The 17,260-nt window shown below is 56.4% G+C and carries 16 protein-coding genes; 4 read left to right on the top strand and 12 right to left on the bottom strand.

Annotated features, from left to right (window positions below; genetic code table 11):
* Nucleotides 1-3 precede the first annotated feature (3 nt).
* The 6 genes from AC4EYZ_RS17640 to ampD form a co-directional block, all read right to left on the bottom strand.
* Complete coding sequence (locus AC4EYZ_RS17640) at nt 4-723, bottom strand: class I SAM-dependent methyltransferase (protein ID WP_009287419.1); 720 nt, start codon at nt 721-723, stop codon at nt 4-6.
* Nucleotides 720-1,418 carry a tRNA (adenosine(37)-N6)-threonylcarbamoyltransferase complex dimerization subunit type 1 TsaB gene (gene tsaB / locus AC4EYZ_RS17635; RefSeq protein WP_009287420.1) on the bottom strand — a complete coding sequence of 233 codons (699 nt, stop codon included), beginning with the start codon at nt 1,416-1,418 and terminating at the stop codon, nt 720-722. The genes AC4EYZ_RS17640 and tsaB overlap by 4 nt, the downstream gene beginning before the upstream one ends.
* Before the next feature lie 133 nt (nt 1,419-1,551).
* Nucleotides 1,552-2,205: an adenylate kinase gene (adk, locus tag AC4EYZ_RS17630; RefSeq protein WP_009287421.1), complete on the bottom strand. Its 654-nt coding sequence runs from the start codon at nt 2,203-2,205 to the stop codon at nt 1,552-1,554.
* 272 nt (nt 2,206-2,477) lie between these two features.
* Nucleotides 2,478-4,511, bottom strand: a complete 2,034-nt coding sequence (gene aceF / locus AC4EYZ_RS17625; protein WP_474191314.1) for a pyruvate dehydrogenase complex dihydrolipoyllysine-residue acetyltransferase — start codon at nt 4,509-4,511, stop codon at nt 2,478-2,480.
* Between the two features lie 58 nt (nt 4,512-4,569).
* Entirely contained in the window at nt 4,570-7,242 is a 2,673-nt protein-coding gene (gene aceE / locus AC4EYZ_RS17620; RefSeq protein WP_009287423.1) for a pyruvate dehydrogenase (acetyl-transferring), homodimeric type, read from the bottom strand.
* 405 nt (nt 7,243-7,647) lie between these two features.
* Entirely contained in the window at nt 7,648-8,229 is a 582-nt protein-coding gene (gene ampD, locus AC4EYZ_RS17615) for a 1,6-anhydro-N-acetylmuramyl-L-alanine amidase AmpD (RefSeq protein ID WP_022522123.1), read from the bottom strand.
* 112 nt (nt 8,230-8,341) lie between these two features.
* On the opposite strand from ampD, the gene nadC reads away from it, so the two are divergent.
* Nucleotides 8,342-9,196, top strand: coding sequence for a carboxylating nicotinate-nucleotide diphosphorylase (gene nadC, locus AC4EYZ_RS17610; RefSeq protein ID WP_474191315.1), 855 nt, complete (start codon nt 8,342-8,344; stop codon nt 9,194-9,196).
* Between the two features lie 3 nt (nt 9,197-9,199).
* Here the strand turns inward: nadC and AC4EYZ_RS17605 are convergent, their stop codons facing one another.
* Nucleotides 9,200-9,724 carry a GNAT family N-acetyltransferase gene (locus AC4EYZ_RS17605; protein ID WP_022522121.1) on the bottom strand — a complete coding sequence of 175 codons (525 nt, stop codon included), beginning with the start codon at nt 9,722-9,724 and terminating at the stop codon, nt 9,200-9,202.
* Between the two features lie 140 nt (nt 9,725-9,864).
* On the opposite strand from AC4EYZ_RS17605, the gene tsaA reads away from it, so the two are divergent.
* Nucleotides 9,865-10,599 (top strand): tRNA (N6-threonylcarbamoyladenosine(37)-N6)-methyltransferase TrmO, encoded by a 735-nt coding sequence (gene tsaA / locus AC4EYZ_RS17600; RefSeq protein ID WP_474191316.1) that lies wholly within the window; start codon nt 9,865-9,867, stop codon nt 10,597-10,599.
* Between the two features lie 19 nt (nt 10,600-10,618).
* On the opposite strand, the gene purC is transcribed toward tsaA, so the two are convergent.
* The 3 genes from purC to dapA all read right to left on the bottom strand — a co-directional run bounded on the left by purC (nt 10,619) and on the right by dapA (nt 13,313).
* Nucleotides 10,619-11,335 carry a phosphoribosylaminoimidazolesuccinocarboxamide synthase gene (gene purC / locus AC4EYZ_RS17595; protein WP_008955951.1) on the bottom strand — a complete coding sequence of 239 codons (717 nt, stop codon included), beginning with the start codon at nt 11,333-11,335 and terminating at the stop codon, nt 10,619-10,621.
* Nucleotides 11,336-11,367: 32 nt separating this feature from the next.
* Complete coding sequence (locus tag AC4EYZ_RS17590; RefSeq protein ID WP_133732131.1) at nt 11,368-12,351, bottom strand: NlpB/DapX family lipoprotein; 984 nt, start codon at nt 12,349-12,351, stop codon at nt 11,368-11,370.
* A 77-nt stretch (nt 12,352-12,428) separates the two neighbouring features.
* Complete coding sequence (gene dapA, locus AC4EYZ_RS17585) at nt 12,429-13,313, bottom strand: 4-hydroxy-tetrahydrodipicolinate synthase (RefSeq protein ID WP_133732130.1); 885 nt, start codon at nt 13,311-13,313, stop codon at nt 12,429-12,431.
* Nucleotides 13,314-13,583: 270 nt separating this feature from the next.
* Here dapA and AC4EYZ_RS17580 point away from each other — a divergent pair, with 270 nt between their 5' ends.
* Nucleotides 13,584-14,060 carry a peroxiredoxin gene (locus AC4EYZ_RS17580; protein WP_474191317.1) on the top strand — a complete coding sequence of 159 codons (477 nt, stop codon included), beginning with the start codon at nt 13,584-13,586 and terminating at the stop codon, nt 14,058-14,060.
* Nucleotides 14,061-14,148: 88 nt separating this feature from the next.
* Here the strand turns inward: AC4EYZ_RS17580 and AC4EYZ_RS17575 are convergent, their stop codons facing one another.
* A complete protein-coding gene (locus AC4EYZ_RS17575; protein WP_474191318.1) occupies nt 14,149-15,258 on the bottom strand; it encodes an AI-2E family transporter in 1,110 nt (369 codons plus the stop codon).
* Nucleotides 15,255-15,518: a sulfurtransferase TusA family protein gene (locus AC4EYZ_RS17570; RefSeq protein WP_133732127.1), complete on the bottom strand. Its 264-nt coding sequence runs from the start codon at nt 15,516-15,518 to the stop codon at nt 15,255-15,257. The genes AC4EYZ_RS17575 and AC4EYZ_RS17570 overlap by 4 nt, the downstream gene beginning before the upstream one ends.
* A 217-nt stretch (nt 15,519-15,735) precedes the next feature.
* On the opposite strand from AC4EYZ_RS17570, the gene AC4EYZ_RS17565 reads away from it, so the two are divergent.
* Complete coding sequence (locus tag AC4EYZ_RS17565) at nt 15,736-17,199, top strand: M48 family metalloprotease (protein ID WP_474191319.1); 1,464 nt, start codon at nt 15,736-15,738, stop codon at nt 17,197-17,199.
* Nucleotides 17,200-17,260: the final 61 nt, after the last annotated feature.

Below are 17,260 nucleotides of genomic sequence, written 5' to 3'. Positions count from 1 at the left end.
GAGCTACCGTGCTAATGAGCGATGTACATACAGATCGTAGCGGCTGGTTTTACCCTCAAGGGTATGTTGCGGCACTGGCCCCGCAATAGGCGGCGCCTTACGGGGGCGCTTAACCACCACGCGATGAGTGGCCACATCCAACGCCGCTTCTAGTAATCGCGGGGCATCGTTATCATCACCAGCCAACTCGCGGAACAGACGCATCTCTTTTTTCACCAACGCTGATTTCTCACGATGGGGAAACATCGGATCCAGGTGTATCACCTGCGGTGAAAAGTGAGCACTGGCAACCAATTCAGCCAGGAATTGAGCCGCATCCCCATGACGCAGTGTCATGCGGGCAACAATATCCACTGTATCGCTATGCCTGGAGGCACGTTTCAGGCCATCCTCCAGCAGCGCTGCAATCGCTGCAACCCGCTCAATTAACAACACCTGGGCACCTAGGCTGGCCAATACAAACGCATCCCGCCCCAACCCTGCCGTAGCATCAACGATGCAGGGCGTCACGCCCTTGGAAAGCCCACAGGCCTTTGCGACCAGCTGACCACGCCCACCACCAAAGCGGCGCCGATGGGCCGCTTTGCCCGCCACAAAATCAACGCTGAGCGGCTTGCCGTAGCGTTTTTCATCACCGACCAGCGCCAACCCCTCATCGCCCTGCACCAAGCGCAGGCCGTCAGGCAGAACGATGCTCTCAACATCGGCCTCAACATCGCTCATGCGGGCTTTTTCCAGGCAACGTCGTTGCGCAGATAAACCGGCTGAACCAAGTGCGCGGCCTGCCCCAACCCAGCGGCAAAATCACGCGCCGCCAGCCACGCCATCTCTTCGGCGCGGGGCTCTAAATCATCCAAGTGCTGGGGCATGCTAAGCTGTACATCGACAGTGAAGCGCTCCCACAGCGTAAAGCCGCTGCCTACACCTACCCAGTCGGTTTCGTCGCCTGGCAGACGCAGCGACTCAGGGGCCAGCACCGCCTCGGCGCTCATCGGAGTAATAGTGTCTTTTAGGCAGTGCCACGTCGCGGCGTACACCTCGCCCATGCGGGCATCTAAGGCAGTCACCACGTGGCGGAGGTGATAGCGACGATGGGCCTGAAGGGCCAGCGCCTCTAAAGTAGACACCCCCAGCAACGGGCAGTCCAAACCAAACGCCAACCCCTGGGCTGCCCCCGCCGCGATACGCAGTCCGGTAAACGAACCCGGCCCCCGGCCAAACGCAACGGCATCAAGCTGGGAAGGGGTTACCTGCGCTTCGGCAAGCACTTCGTCCACCATCGGCAGCAGCCTGCGGGTATGGGCGCGGGGCGTCATCTCGAAGCGCGCCAGGCACTCAGTGCCCGAATCACCCTGGCGCAGTAAGGCTGCAGAACAGGCGCTTGAAGAGGCGTCCAGGGCAAGCAGATGTAACGGCATAGCAAGTGGCCACTCGAAAGAAAGGTTGCGGCATTATACCTTTGTCACGCCAATACGACGATGACCCGCATTAGGCGGGCCATCGGCAAAGGCGTAAAATCAGCTAAAGGTTATTATCAACTGAGGGCTCTTATCAGCTAAGGGCTTCTTTAACCTGGCGGGTAATATCCGTCACACTGCCAACGCCTTCAATGCGGTGGTACTGGGGCGCGCTCTGGGGATCCTGCTTGGCCCACTGCTGATAGTAATCGACCAGCGGGGCCGTTTGATCGTGGTAAACGGATAGGCGATTACGCACCGTGGACTCTTGGTCATCTTCACGCTGAATAAGCGTTTCACCGGTCACATCATCCTTGCCTGGCTCTTTGGGCGGATTGTGCTCAACGTGATAAACCCGGCCCGATGCTTGGTGCACACGGCGTCCCGCCAATCGACTGACGATCTCTTCATCGGGTACGGCAATTTCCACCACGTGATCTAGCTTAACGCCGCCCTCTTTCATGGCGTCGGCCTGGGGGATCGTGCGTGGGAAACCATCGAACAGAAAGCCATTTTCGCAGTCAGGCTGACTGATGCGCTCTTTGACCAAGTCAATGATGATGTCGTCGGACACCAGGCCACCACTGTTCATGATCTCTTTTACTTTCAAGCCCAGCTCAGTGCCATCTTTAATGGCCGTGCGCAGCATATCCCCGGTGGAAATCTGAGGAATCTTAAATTGCTCACAAATAAACTGAGCTTGAGTCCCCTTCCCCGCGCCGGGGGCACCCAACAGGATTAAACGCATGGCACTGCTCCTTGAAGTTCTTGGTATGAAAAAAGAGTTCGAAAAATGAGTATGTGAATTCTGTTAACTGACAATAACCGCGCCTCTCAAGCGACACAACTCCCCAAAAGCCTGAGAAACCCGCTTTTGTTTCAATTTTTTTAAATTAAAACAGCCAAATGCCCTAAATCTACCACTTTGGTCGCCCTGCGAGAGGTTTAGGCAGCATTTACGTTTAGTAAACACAAGCGGCGCCCCTAGGGGCGCCGCTTGTGAAAGCACATCGCTACCAATTACAGCAGTAAGCGACGAATGTCGGTGAGCACATCGGCCAGGAAGGCGGTAAAGCGTGCCGCATCGGCGCCGTTGATCGCACGGTGATCGTAGGAGAGCGACAGCGGCATCATCAGGCGCGGCTGGAAGGCACTCCCATCCCAAACCGGCTTCATCTGCGCTTTGGACACGCCCAGAATAGCCACTTCCGGCGCGTTAACGATCGGTGTAAACGCCGTGCCACCAATCGAACCGAGGCTCGAAATGGTGAAGCAGCCACCGGTCATCTCGTCACGCTTGAGCTTTTTGGTCTGGGCTTTCTTGCCTAGCTCCGCCATCTCCTTGGCAATCTCGATCAAGGATTTGTTATCGGCGTTGCGCACTACTGGCACCATCAGACCGTCAGGCGTATCCACGGCAATACCGATATGGACGTAGTTCTTCCATACCAGGGTTTCACCGTCACCCTTCAGACTGACATTGAACTGCGGGAATTTACGCAGCGCAAAGGCACAGGCTTTGACCATAAACGGCAGCGGCGTTAGCTTGGCGCCCTGGGCTTCCGCTTCCGCCTTCATCGCCTTGCGGAAAGCTTCCAGCTCGGTGATGTCCGCTTCGTCGAATTGCGTAACGTGGGGCACATTGAGCCAGCTACGATGCAGGTTGGTCGCGCCCATCTTGAGCAGACGCCCCATCGGCTTCTCTTCCACTTCACCAAACTGGCTGAAGTCGACTTCCGGAATGGGCGGAATACCCGCGCCGCCAGTAGCCGCGGCTGCCGCACCTGGCTGGGCTTTACCCTGATTGGCAATCGCCTGCTTCACATAGGACTGTACGTCCTCTTTGAGCACGCGATCTTTCGGGCCGCTGGGTTTAACGAGTCCCAAGTCGACGCCTAGTTCACGAGCCAGCATGCGTACCGCAGGGCCGGCGTGCACCAGCTTGCCATCCCGGGGCTTATGGGCAGCCATCTGTGCTTCCGGGCTGGGGGTACCGGCCGGAGATTCAGACGGTTTAGCGCTGTCCTTGCTGTCACTGCTCTGCGAGGCTTTTTCTGGTGCGGCCTTTTTCGGTGCCGCTTTTTTGGCACCCGCCACTTCCATATAGCCGATCACATCGCCTTCAGAGACGGTGTCGCCCTCTTTAACGGTCAGCTCAAGAAGCTTGCCTTTGTAGGGGCTGGGCACGTCCATAGAGGCTTTATCAGACTCTAGGGTGATCAACGGGTCTTCTTCGTTGACTTCGTCACCTGCCGCTACGCCGATCTCGATAATCGGCACATCAGAGGAGCCAGAAAGATCCGGTACGCGAATCTCTTTGCGCTCCGGCTCGCCGCTAGCGGCCTCTTCCTGATCATCTTCAGCCGTTTCTTCCGGCTCGCTACTGGCTTGGCTAGAGGACGGTTTTGGAGAAGAGCTCTCTTCCGGTGCGTCTTCGCTGTCGCCGCCCTCGCCGACGATCTCCATCTGGCCGATGACATCGCCTTCAGAGACGGTGTCACCCTCTTTCACGGTAAAACTGACGATCTTACCGCTATGGGGGCTGGGCACGTCCATGGAGGCTTTGTCAGACTCCAACGTGATCAAGGTGTCTTCGGCCTCAATCTCATCGCCTTCGCTGACCGCGACTTCGATAATTTCGACGCTGTCCGAGCCGCCGAGATCAGGCACTTTGATATCCACCGTCTGCTTACCGCCGGCGGCCTTTTTAGCTGCGGGCTTCTGCTCTTGAGACGGCTCTTTGGGTTTTTCTTGCTTCGCTGGGGCCTCTTCAGGCTGGCTGTCAGACGAGCTCTCTTGTTTCTCGTCGCCGCCACCTTCGACTTCCAGCTCAACGATATCGTCACCTTCCGAGACGCTATCGCCTTCTTTGACCAGCACTTTGAGTACCTTGCCGCCTTTCGGGGCCGGTACGTCCATGCTGGCTTTGTCGGATTCCAGCGTGATTAGGGTGTCTTCCGCTTCAATGACGTCGCCTTCTGACACCGCAATCTCGATGATTTCGACATCGGTATCGCCACCGATATCGGGAACTTTGATGATTTCGCTACTCAAGGTCGCGCTCCTTCCAAATCGGATCGAGCCGGTGGGCCACCGCCCACCGGTCAGCGGTTTAGCTAGTCAGCGGGTTAGGCTTATGGGCATCAATGCCGTACTTCTTAAGCGCTTCACCAACCTGCTTGCGATCAATCTCGCCACGCTCAGCCAGCGCACGTAGCGCCGCCACGGTCACGAAGTAGCGATCTACTTCGAAGAAGTAGCGCAGCTTCTCGCGGGTGTCTGAACGGCCAAAGCCATCGGTACCCAGTACAGTGTAGTCACCCGGTACCCAGGCACGCACTTGATCGGCATACAGCTTCATGTAGTCGGTCGACGCGATCACCGGGCCGTCGCGCCCTTCCAGGCACTGTGTGACGTGAGGCTTGTTGGCCTCGGCGTCTGGGTTCAGGAAGGCTTCACGATCCAGCAGCAGCGCTTCACGACGCAGCTCGTTAAAGCTGGTCACGCTCCAGATGTCGGCGCCGATGCCCCAATCGTTCTCAAGTAACTCAGCGGCAGCTTCCACTTCGCGCAGAATGGTGCCAGAGCCCAGCAGTTGAACGCGGCCCTTGTCACCCTTGGTTTCGCGCAGTAGGTACATGCCTTTAACGATATCGTCGGCGGGCACGTTTTCCAGCGCAGGGTGCTCGTAGTTCTCGTTCATCACCGTCAGGTAGTAGAAGCAGTTCTCCTTGTCGGTGAACATGCGCTTCAGGCCATCCTGCAGAATCACGGCGACTTCATGGGCATAGGTCGGGTCGTAGCTGCGGCAGTTGGGGATGGTGGAGGCCTGAATCAGGCTGTGACCATCCTGGTGCTGCAGACCTTCGCCGTTAAGCGTGGTGCGCCCTGCGGTGCCGCCGACCATAAAGCCACGGGCTTGCAGGTCACCCGCCGCCCAGGCCAGATCGCCAATGCGCTGGAAGCCAAACATCGAGTAGTAGATGTAGAACGGCAGCAGCGTGACGTTGTTGTTGCTATAGGAGGTCGCCGCGGCGATCCAGGCCGACATGGCGCCTGCTTCGGTAATGCCCTCTTCGAGAATCTGACCTTTCTGATCCTCGCGGTAGAACATGATCTGGCCTTTATCCACCGGCTCGTACTTCTGACCTTCCGAGGTGTAGATACCCAACTGACGGAACATGCCTTCCATACCGAAGGTACGCGCTTCGTCAGGGATAATCGGCACCACCTTCTTGCCCAGCGTCTTATCTTTGACCAAGCCGTTAAGCACCCGCACAAACGCCATGGTGGTCGAGACTTCACGCCCCTTCGAGCCGCCCATTTGCGAGGCAAAGGTCTTGTCTTCGAGGCTGGGGATCTCCAGCGCCTCGAAGTCGCTTTGACGGCTGGGTAAGTAGCCGCCCAGACGCTCGCGCTGCAGGTGCATGTACTTGAGCTCGGGAGAGTCGTCTTCCGGCTTGTAGTACGGCACGTCTTTGAGCTGCTCGTCGGTTAACGGAATACCGAAGCGATCGCGGAAGGTCTTGAGCGCTTCATACTCCATGCTCTTGACCTGGTGCGCTTCGTTGGCCGCTTCGCCATCGCCGCTACCCATACCGTAACCTTTAACGGTGTGCGCCAGGATGACCGTGGGCTTGCCGTTGGAGGTGTTAACCGCCTCGTTATACGCCGCGTAAACCTTGAACGGATCGTGGCCACCGCGGTTGAGCTTCCAGATATCTTCGTCGGAGAGGTCTTTGACCATCGCCTCGGTTTCTGGATATTTGCCAAAGAAGTGCTCACGGGTGTAAGCGCCGCCGTTGGCTTTGTAGTTCTGGTACTCGCCGTCGACCGCTTCGTCCATGCGTTTCTGAAGGATGCCTTTCTTATCCTTCTCGAACAGCGGATCCCAGTGACGCCCCCAGACGACCTTGATCACGTTCCAGCCCGCGCCACGGAAGACGCCTTCGAATTCGTCCATCACCCGCGAGTTGCCGCGTACCGGGCCGTCAAGGCGCTGAAGGTTGCAGTTGATGACGAAGATCAGGTTGTCGAGATTTTCGCGCCCCGCCAGTGAAATGGCGCCCAGGGATTCCGGCTCGTCACACTCGCCGTCGCCCATGAAGCACCAGATCTTGCGGTCATACATATCCTTCAGCTCACGGTGATGCAGGTACTTCATCACGTGCGCTTGATAGATCGCTTGAATCGGGCCAAGCCCCATGGAGACCGTGGGGAACTGCCAGTAGTCCGGCATTAACCACGGGTGCGGGTAGGACGAGAGGCCATCGCCATCGACTTCCTGGCGGAACCTGTCCATCTGCTCTTCCGATAGACGCCCTTCCAAATAGGAACGTGCGTAGATGCCCGGTGCTACGTGGCCCTGGATATAAATCAGGTCACCGGCAAAATCGCCCTGAGGGGCGCGGAAGAAGTGGTTAAAGCCCACGTCATACAGGGTGGCCGAGGACATAAAACTGGCAATGTGACCACCCAGGCCCGGCTTGGCGCGGTTATTACGAATCACCTGGGCAATGGCGTTGTAACGGATCAAGGAGCGGATACGGCGCTCCATGAACAGGTCGCCAGGCATCGGTGCTTCGCGGTGAACCGGGATCGTATTACGGTGCGGGGTCGTCACCGAGAAGGGCACCTTCATGCCGTCCCGGCGCAGGCGATCCGCCAGGCGGGTCATCAGGTAGCGGGCACGATCTTCGCCCTCACGATCCAATACCGATTCCAGGGAATCAATCCATTCCGTGGTTTCGATCGGATCGAGATCTTCTCTTGTCTCCAGACTCATAGAGGTCTCTCCGAATGACGATAAATGACAAAAATCCCCGCTACCCTGAAGGGCCTGGGGCGGCGGCGTGGCACTACACCACGCGCCAACATTCAGCCGGTGATTAAACGCCGGATAGGGGTTTTAGCTCTACATTCAACAAGCTACGTAACTATTGATGTAGTAAAGCTACACAATTCTCTTAGAAGTTAGCCTTTTGTATAGGCGAAGATACCTCAAAGTCGCCACGCTGCCAATTCCGTCGCAGCGGAAAAGCCTATCGAAAACAAACTATTGCACTGCAACATAAGCAATTCATAGAGCATTTGCCATTGCGACCAAATAGTCATCCGATGTAATTAAACTACCGTTTTATTGCGTTATTAGTGAAATACTTAGCACACGGGGAAAAACGTAATCGAACCGCTAACGCTCAACACGCGATGTCAGCAGTTGCTGGAAATACGCCCAATCAAACGCCGGACCAGGATCCGTTTTGCGCAGCGGCGCCACATGGGCATGGCTGGTAATACGACTGCTATCTAGCTGAGGGTTGCGCGCCATTAGCCACACCACTGCTTCCACCAGAGTGTCATACTGTGCTTTGCGATAGGGGGTAACGTCATCCCCTTCAAGTTCAATCCCCACCGAGAAATCGTTGAGCGCCTTTCGCCAGCTTAGCTGGCGAGCATCCCACCAGTTGGAGCGCCCAGCATGCCAAGCACGCTGATCTGTATCAACAAACTGCACGCACTCACCATCGCGACGGATAAGCAGGTGTGCGGAGACTCTTAAGTGGGCAATTTCGGCGAAAAATGGATGTTCGTCTACCGCCAATTGATTGGTAAATAGCGCTTCAATAGCATTACCACTAAACTGACCAGGCGGAAGACTGATCGCATGAATCACTAGCAACGACACCTCACCGGTGGGCCGAGGGTCACAGTTCGGTGAAACGACTTTACGCGCGCTTTCCCACCACCCGTCAAGGGGTTGTTTATTTTCCACTGGCAAGGGCTCCTTTACGTTAGCGCTCTCTTTCTCTGTTCTCTTTCACCTTCACCGCTGTTTTTCACTACAATGCCCGTCATCGAAGACGACGTTCAGGGAATCCACGGCCATGCATTATCAATCCGCTCTTGCTGAAGAAATCCGCGCCAGCGCCGCCCGCTTGCTGTCAGAAGACGTTGGCCCGGGTGATATTACCGCGCAATTGATCCCTGAACACCAGTGGGCCAGCGCCGACGTTATTACCCGTGAAGCCGCCATACTGTGCGGAGCACCCTGGGTAGATGAGCTGTTTCGCCGCTTGGATAGTCGGGTAAGTCTGACCTGGCACGCCGCTGACGGCGATAAGCTAGAGGCTGAGCAGTGTTTCTTAACCCTGGAAGGCCCCGCCCGTGTCCTGCTTACCGGCGAGCGAGCGGCGCTTAACGTATTGCAAACGCTGTCTGCCACCGCCACCGCCACCCGCGCATATGTCGACCTGATTGAAGGCACCGGCGTTCGCCTGCTTGATACGCGTAAAACGCTGCCCGGCATGCGCTTGGCGCAGAAATATGCGGTCACCTGCGGCGGCGGCCACAACCACCGCATTGGCCTATGGGACGCGTTTTTGATCAAAGAGAACCATATTGCCGCCTGTGGAGGCATTCAAGCGGCGGTTGCGCAAGCGCGCAAGTTAGCCAACGACCTGCCCGTGGAAGTCGAGGTAGAAACCTTTGAAGAGTTGGATCAGGCATTGGCCGCGGGAGCTGATATTGTCATGCTCGACAATTTCGCCATCGAAGACCTGCACGTTGCCGTGGAAATTAACGGCGGCCGAGCCACCCTGGAAGCTTCAGGCAATGTGGATGCTGCCACCCTGCGGGCAATTGCCGATACCGGTGTTGACTGTATATCGAGCGGCGCACTGACCAAGGACATCGCCTCGATCGATCTTTCCATGCGCATTACCCGCAGCTATAGCGTTTGATGATTAGGTTTCAACAGCATTAAGCGATTTGGAAAGTTTATAACGCAGCAGTCGCTCCCCGCTTCGCTCGACCCACTCCTCGCCGTGGTTTTTCCAACCACGGCGCAGCAGGCGCTCATAGAGCATTGAACTCGCCTCTATCTCGATTTGCCCCTTTCCCTGCTCAAGCAGCAGCCGTTCGGCATGTACCAGCAGCGTGGTACCGATACCGCGACCGGCTAATGAGGGCCATACGTAGAGTGTTTCAACCCGCCCAGCGACTAAATCCAACTCCAGGAACCCCACGCAGCGACCATCACAGGTAGCCACTAGGGTTGTGTAGAGCGCTTGGCGCACTCCCCATGCACTGCCTTCGCGGGGCAACGCATTGGCCCACGCACGCCGCTCATCCAGCGTGTAATGCGTGGCCGCTCCCTGCATAACAGCGTGATAAAACACTTCCGCTTGGTCGGCGGCATCCCGTGCTAGCGCCGCGCGATAGGTTATTCGCGTACTGGTTGGCGCTTGCTGCTCCTCGGTATTGGTCATGCGTCACCTCTGAGCTGTTCAGCTATCATTTGATCAAGACACATTCGATCACGCCCCATTTGGTCACGCTTAAGCCATTGGCCTGCTTTATACTACTTGGATCAATTCTACGCGAATCAACCCCAGCAGAAGGCAGTGTGATGGACGATGCCCCTAACAGCGAGCACTTTACGCTGACGCCCATTGGTCATGTGGTTAGCGACTACCCCGATAAATTCGGTATTCCCCGCCAGCCGGGGCTCGCCCCCGCGGCCGATGCCCGGCTTGTACTCACTGCGCCCTACAACGACCCACTCGCGGTGCGCGGTTTGGAAGACTTCAGCCACCTGTGGCTGAGCTTTATTTTTCATCAAAGCCCTGAGCGCTGGTCGCCGCTGGTAAGGCCGCCGCGCTTGGGGGGCAATAAAAAGGTGGGGGTTTTTGCCAGTCGCAGCACCCACCGCCCTAACCGCCTGGGGCTCTCACTGGTGAGATTAGTCGGTATCGACACCCAGCACGGCGTTACCCTGCAGCTCCAGGGCTGCGACTTAGTCAGCGGCACCCCGGTGGTCGATATCAAGCCTTATCTGCCGTGGGCCGAATCTCATCCTAACGCACAGGCCGGATTTGCCCCCGAGACACCGTCACTGCTGGCTGTCACCTTTCATCCAACGGCGCTTGATACGCTCGCCCAGCGCCAGGACAGTGCCACCCTACTGGCATTAATTGAGCAGGTGCTAAGCCAAGACCCAAGGCCCGCTTATAAGCAAAAGGATAGGGAGTCTGAGCGCCTTTACGGCGTACGCCTGCGCGATGTGGACGTTAAGTTTTGCCCTCGCCAGAAAGGCGAAGCCACCACCTTAGAGGTGATGGCTATCGAACCTTACGCCGAATAATGGCAAAAGCCTGGCGTTATCAGGCAGGGAAGGTAATGCCCAAGCGGCGGCCAACTTCCTCATACGCCTCGATCACACCGCCCAATCCCTGACGGAAGCGATCTTTATCGAGCTTTTCACGGGTGTTGGCGTCCCAAAGGCGGCAACCATCTGGAGAGAACTCATCTCCCAGCACCACCTCGCCTTTGAATACACCAAACTCAAGTTTGTAATCCACCAGCAGCATATCGCCCTCAGCAAACAGCGCTTTGAGGATATGGTTAACCTTGAAGGTTAGCGCTTTCATCTTGGCTAACTGCTCAGGCGTTGCCCAACCGAAGGTCTCCGCCAGCGACTCATTGATCATCGGGTCGCCCTTCTCATCGTTCTTCAGGAACAATTCAAAGGTAGGTGGCGTAAGGGCAATCCCCTCTTCTACACCGAGCCGTTTTACCAAGCCACCCGCGGCGATGTTGCGCACCACGCACTCCACCGGGATCATCTGCATCTTCTTGACCAGACTCTCAGTATTGGATAGCTGCTTTTCGAAGTGGGTAGGAATACCCGCTTCCTGCAGCCGCTCCATAATGAAGGCGTTAAAGATGTTATTGACCATTCCCTTGCGGGCCAGCGACTCCACTTTTTTGCCATCAAAGGCGCTGGTGTCATCACGAAAATTGAGCACCAACAAATCCGGATCGTCGGTGGTATACACAGATTTCGCCTTACCGGCGTAGAGTTCTTGGCGCTTTTCCATGGGGGCTCCGTAAGGGGTGAAGGGTCAACAAATTAACGTAAATAGCCGGAGACACGCTCAAGCAGCTCGCGCTGATCATCTGCGCTGAATGCCCGCTCGCTGGCATTGATGGCACGCAGAATCGTCTGGTCGCCGTTAGGCTGCAGGGCAAGACGGATCTGCTGGGACATTTTGCGCACATCTGGGCTGAAGACGATTTGCAGCGGGTTGCGGTTACGCTCGGTTTCAGTCATGTACTCAACCATAAACTCATGACTGGCGGGGTCGGCGGCGAGCAAATCTCGCTGGCCTTCCTGGGCAAAATCCAGCTCAAGATAGTGGTTCAGCTCGGCCCATACTCGATCAACCGGCTGTGGAATAACCACTTCCCATTCGTCGCCCTGCTGGCGGATCTGCAATGTCTGCTCATCGGTCAGACGCTGAGCCGTCCAGGAAGAGGAGACGCTGGCAGATGCACTGCGCGCGCTTAAATGGCTCTCTAGCGCATCGAGACAGCTCGCCATGGTTTGCCCGCCGCGCTCGCAGCGAACTTCGCTGCTACCTGCGCGTAGTGCACTTTGCAGGCGAATTTCCGCCTGGGGCGTGACGATAACGCCCTGGGAAGCGCTACTCTGCAGCACTTCCAACTGACGAGTACGTACAAACTCTTCCAACTGCGGCCACACCGTACCGGTATCGGCGGCCACCACTAGCCAGGTTTGATCGCCCACTTCGCGACGCTCGACATACTCAGGCTCCATCCCACTACCAATCGCCAATGACTGAGGTGGACGAATTTCTGCCGCTTCGTCAAGCCGTGTCCCTTGGGTGGCGGCTTGAGGAACCGGCAGCGCATCACGGTAGCGTTGGGTATTGCGGGTCTCTGGCAGCACCAAAGGCGGCGCTGGTGCGGCCTCGGTGTAGTCCAGGTTACGGTCGTGGTAAAAACCATCCCGCGCACAACCAGAGAGCGCGACAGCCGCTGCGAGTGCCAGCGGAACCCATTTAAGCGCACGTATTTCAAGCACAGAGCTCATCAAGCCACCTTAAGTCAACAAATCAGGTACCCAGCTCAGCGGTAGATGAGCTGGGTAGCAAAGGGTATTGCGTCGGGTTACTCCTCTACGACGCCCGCCAGCTGAAGCGCTTCGCTCACTGTGGCGTGGTACTTTTCCGACAGCCAGGTTAACGGTAAGCGAATACCCGCGTCCGCGTACCCCATACGATTCAGCGCCCACTTCACCGGAATAGGATTCGACTCTATACCCAGATTGGTGTGCAGCGGCATCAAACGCGTATTAATCTGGTGTGCCTTATCGGCATCACCGGCGACGGCTGCCGTGCAAAGCTCATGCATCGCCCGAGGAGCAACGTTGGCGGTTACTGAGATATCGCCATGCCCCCCCATCAACATAAAATCGCAGGCAGTCGCATCGTCGCCGGAGTAGAGCATAAAGCCACTGCCCTTTAGGCGAGTAATTAGATCTTCAGCACGCTCTAGGTTCCCCGTGGCGTCTTTTAAACCGATAATATTATCAACTTCGGCCAGACGTAACACGGTCTCGTTATAGATATCCGAGCAGGTGCGGCTAGGCACATTGTAAAGAATGACCGGCAGGTCGCTGGCCTCGGCGGTGGCCTTGAAGTGCTGAAACAGGCCTTCCTGAGTAGGCTTGTTGTAGTAGGGAGCCACCGTCAGACAGTAATCTGCACCCACCTCTTTCGCGTAGCGGGTCAACTCCACTGCTTCGGTGGTGTTGTTCGAGCCGGTACCGGCTATGACCGGTATACGGCCATTGACCTCTTCCACCACGCTACGAATCACGTCAAAGTGCTCCGCAAACGACATGGTAGTCGGTTCGCCCGTGGTGCCAGCGGCGACAATGGCATCGGTGCCATTTTCGAGATGGAAGTTCACCAGACGACGAAGCGCCTCCCAGTCGATGTCGCCATTGACCTTCATAGGCGTCGCCAGGGCGACGATGCTGCCTGTGATCATCCGTTTATTCCTCACCAGCCAAATTGTGATATCAACTATCTGTGTTTTTGAATACGAGAGTTTTTTTCAAAACCGAGCGCGATCACGCTATTTTGCATCAAGCGCCGACACCGCACAGAGGCCAAATGGTACTCAGGCGATTCGAGCCTGTACAGCGTAAAGCGGTGTGAGTTTGTCGTCACCCTGTTTTGAGCTTTGACAACGGCCGCTGGCTTACGTGTAATCACGCGTAACAAGCAATATTAACACCCACCCTTAAAAGGATGCCTTATGCCTGTTGAAATTGGTCAACCCGTTGCTGACTTCTCCGCCACTGCCACGGGTGATACCACCGTGACACTGTCGGAAATGCGTGGCAAACAAGTGGTCATATACTTTTATCCCAAAGCCAGTACACCTGGCTGCACCACCGAGGGCGGTGACTTCCGTGACCGCAACCCCGCCTTCGATGCCGCTAATACGGTCATTCTTGGTGTTTCTCGAGATGGCTTGCGCGCCCAGGAGAATTTTAAGGCCAAACAGGATTTTAATTTCGACCTTATTTCAGATAAAGACGAAAACATCTGCACGCTATTTGATGTTATCAAGCTCAAGAAAATGTACGGCAAGGAGCACCTGGGCATCGAACGCAGCACCTTCCTGATTGATAAGGAGGGCAAGCTAGCCAACGAATGGCGCGGCGTTAAAGTACCTGGCCACGCGGAAGAAGTACTTGCTGCGGCTGAAAAGCTGAACGCTTCCAACTAACTCAACCAGAGCTCTATCTCAACCAGGGCTCTATTTCAGTTCAGCCCACTGCCCGTACTGATTCACTTGCGCGGGCAGTGGGTGAGCGCTATTCGGCTTCCTGGCTAGCTGTGGCTGGTATACTCCGACGCTCCTCCCGCTCATGCATGCTACGTGGCCAGGCGTAAATCAATGCCTTGAGCAGTGTTGCCAAGGGAATCGCAAAGAAGATCCCCCAGAAGCCCCAAATCCCACCGAAGAACAGTACCGCCACAATAATCGAAACCGGATGAATATTATTGGTCTCAGAGAACAATACCGGTGCCAATACGTTGCCATCCAGGGCTTGAATCACGCCATAAGCCACCAGCACATAGACAAAATCTTCACTAAGACCAAAATAGAACCCCGCTACCGCGGCGACCGGTAGTGTAGCCACCGCAGCACCGATATAAGGCACTAACACCGAAAGGCCGACCAACACCGCTAGCAGCGCTGTATACGGTAAGCCAAAGAACGCAAAGGTAAAGAACGCCACGGTGCCAACGATGATGATTTCAATAAATTTGCCGCGGATATAGTTGGCAATCTGATCGTCCATTTCGCGCCAAATACGCGATAGCAGCGTACGCTTTTGGGGCAGCAGCGAAAGAATAAAACCGACCAACACGTCGCGATCCTTGAGCATAAAGAACACCAGTATCGGCACCAGCACCAGGTAAATAATCAGCGACATGATATTGCCGAGCGAGGCCAGTGAAAGCGTTAAGGCGCGCTGGCCTAGCTGGCTAATCTCGCGGCTTGCTACGCCTATCCAGCTCTGCATCTGATCCGGCGTAATAATGTTCGGGTAGCGCGCCTGCAGTTCATCCAACCAGCCCTGGCCACTGGCGAACATCCGCGGCGTCTCCTGCACCAGCCCCACTAGCTGGTTCCAGATCAACGGCATAAGAATAAACGCCAGGGTGAGCAGCACACTGATAAAGGCTAAAAAGACCAGGATCACCGCCAGCAAATGCGGCACCCCCCGCCGGGTAAACGCGCTTACTACGCCCTGCAACAGAAACGCGATCACCAGTGCGGTAAAAAATGGCGCCAACATGCGACCAAACCAGATGATCGCGGCGAAACCCGCCACCAGTACTACCAGTAGGATGAGTGCTTCCTCATCCGAGAAGTAGCGCTCAACCCAGCTTTTCAGAATCGTGCGCAGGGTCATGAGTGCGCATCTCCCGCTTTTCTAATCCAATACACATAAACATCGCCGCGCTGTTCCCGTCCCTCAAGGGCATGCGCACTCTGATCGGTAAACGATGCCATATCCCGCCACGACCCAGCATCCGTTGAACGTACTTCAAGCAACTGGCCTGCCGCCAAGCCTGACAGGGCCTGCTTAGCTTTTAGCAGTGGCAATGGGCAGTGCAGCCCACAAGCGTCAAGCACCGTGTCGGGTTGAAAGCCCCCGGTTTGCTCAGACATACATACTCCCTCAAGATGACCTGCCTATTTCACGGCGTAGATTTATACACGTCGTTGCATAAACATTGTTTAATAAACGCTGCGGCATAAACTGTCTTTAGCGATTGATTTCACTAGGCTGTCGATTTAACGGCACTTCCCAGTCTTTATCAATGTCACACTTTTAACCAATGCCACACCCAGACCACTTTGCTTAACTATTATTTATGAGGATGCCATGCCGACCCTTCGTACCACTTACCCAGGCTGGATATGTGCGTTCGCTTGTGCTTGTGGCAGCCTACTGTTTAGTCCGCCAAGCGTTGCTACCAATGATTACGGCTTGCCAAGCTTAGGGGCAGCGTCTACCTCCGTCAGCAATGAAGAGTACCGCTTGGGCCGCGCCTGGTTGCGCCAGTTTCGTGCCCAAGCCCCCCAGTGGCAAGACCCTATAACCAATGATTATTTGCAAAGCCTAATTGCCCGACTGGCCCCGCATAGTGATATTAACGGCCTGCGCACGATCACCGTGATGGTCGATAACGCGTCACTGAATGCCTTTGCCGTCCCAGGCGGCGTGGTAGGGATCAACTCTGGGCTATTCGCGTTTGCCGAAGATGAAGGTGCCTTTGTCTCGGTGCTAGCTCACGAGCTGGGCCACCTCTCCCAACGCCACTATGCCCGTGGCAGCGCCCGCGCGGCTCAGACCCAACTGCCCGCTATGGCGGCCATGCTGGCGGGTATGCTGATTGCCGCCAGTGGCGGCGGCGACGCTGGAATGGCGGCCGCCATGGGCTCACAGGCGGCGCTGATCCAGGATCAGCTCAGCTACTCACGGCTGTTTGAGCAGGAAGCCGACAATATCGGTCTTCAGGCCATGGCCGATGCGGGCTATGACCCCGAGGCAATGGTGCGCATGTTCTCGGCCATGCAGCGTATGGCGCGCCTTCAGGGCGATACACCCCTCGAGTTCCTGCTGACCCACCCGGTCACCGACAATCGTTTAAGCGCCGCACAAGCCCGCGCTGCCCAGCTCAATGTTGCCGATGCATATACCAGCGACACCCTCTACGACATGATGCGCGCCCGGGCGCTGCTAAGCATTTACACTAATACGCCGCAGCAAGCTGCTTCGCGCCTTGCTCAGGAAGGCGCCGAACAAGCCGCTCAGGACTACTTAGCGGCACTGATCGATGCTCGCAACGGCCAAACCGATAGCGCCCTGGAGCAACTGGATAGGCTTGCCAACGAGCATCCCGACTTTGCCATGCTGCCCGCCTCTTCGGCTAGCGTCGCCCTGGAAGCTGGCCGCTACGATCAGGCCATTCAGCGCAGTCAGCAATTGCTACGTTTTATGCCCAACTACCTACCTGCCCAACTGATCTTGGCCGAAGCACAGCTGCAGCGCGACCCGCAGGCGGCCTATGACCTGCTGCGCGACATCACTTCCCAAAACCTGGAAAACCCGCAGGTCTTTAACCTGCTGGCCGAAGCCGCCGGGCGCAGTGGGCATGATAGCTGGGGGCATTTAGCCCGCGCAGAGTATCTTCAACTGACCGGCCGCGTCGATCGCGGCATTCGCCAACTTTCTATCGCTCGGGATGCCGCTGAGCGGGAAAATGATCAGCAGGCGCTGGCAAGAATCGAGCAGCACCGCGAGGACTTCATTGAGTATCGCGAAGCGCTGGATGATTTTAACTAAACCTGTGTCATTGCGAGGAGCGCAGCGACGCGGCAATCTCAACCTGCGGTGGCAGTCACCC

The sequence above is a fragment of the Vreelandella sp. 162(4c) genome (genome assembly GCF_058152265.1).
This window is presented reverse-complemented; position numbering and strand designations above follow the sequence as displayed.

Bases quoted from the DNA above. Each gene is read 5' to 3' on its own strand.
- AC4EYZ_RS17565 (WP_474191319.1), top strand. From the start codon at position 15,736: ATGCCGACCCTTCGTACCACTTACCCAGGCTGGATATGTGCGTTCGCT.
- AC4EYZ_RS17640 (WP_009287419.1), bottom strand. From the start codon at position 723: ATGAGCGATGTTGAGGCCGATGTTGAGAGCATCGTTCTGCCTGACGGC.
- dapA (WP_133732130.1), bottom strand. From the start codon at position 13,313: ATGATCACAGGCAGCATCGTCGCCCTGGCGACGCCTATGAAGGTCAAT.
- AC4EYZ_RS17570 (WP_133732127.1), bottom strand. From the start codon at position 15,518: ATGTCTGAGCAAACCGGGGGCTTTCAACCCGACACGGTGCTTGACGCT.
- tsaA (WP_474191316.1), top strand. From the start codon at position 9,865: ATGGACGATGCCCCTAACAGCGAGCACTTTACGCTGACGCCCATTGGT.
- tsaB (WP_009287420.1), bottom strand. From the start codon at position 1,418: ATGCCGTTACATCTGCTTGCCCTGGACGCCTCTTCAAGCGCCTGTTCT.
- adk (WP_009287421.1), bottom strand. From the start codon at position 2,205: ATGCGTTTAATCCTGTTGGGTGCCCCCGGCGCGGGGAAGGGGACTCAA.
- nadC (WP_474191315.1), top strand. From the start codon at position 8,342: ATGCATTATCAATCCGCTCTTGCTGAAGAAATCCGCGCCAGCGCCGCC.
- purC (WP_008955951.1), bottom strand. From the start codon at position 11,335: ATGGAAAAGCGCCAAGAACTCTACGCCGGTAAGGCGAAATCTGTGTAT.
- AC4EYZ_RS17575 (WP_474191318.1), bottom strand. From the start codon at position 15,258: ATGACCCTGCGCACGATTCTGAAAAGCTGGGTTGAGCGCTACTTCTCG.
- aceE (WP_009287423.1), bottom strand. From the start codon at position 7,242: ATGAGTCTGGAGACAAGAGAAGATCTCGATCCGATCGAAACCACGGAA.
- AC4EYZ_RS17590 (WP_133732131.1), bottom strand. From the start codon at position 12,351: ATGAGCTCTGTGCTTGAAATACGTGCGCTTAAATGGGTTCCGCTGGCA.
- AC4EYZ_RS17580 (WP_474191317.1), top strand. From the start codon at position 13,584: ATGCCTGTTGAAATTGGTCAACCCGTTGCTGACTTCTCCGCCACTGCC.
- AC4EYZ_RS17605 (WP_022522121.1), bottom strand. From the start codon at position 9,724: ATGACCAATACCGAGGAGCAGCAAGCGCCAACCAGTACGCGAATAACC.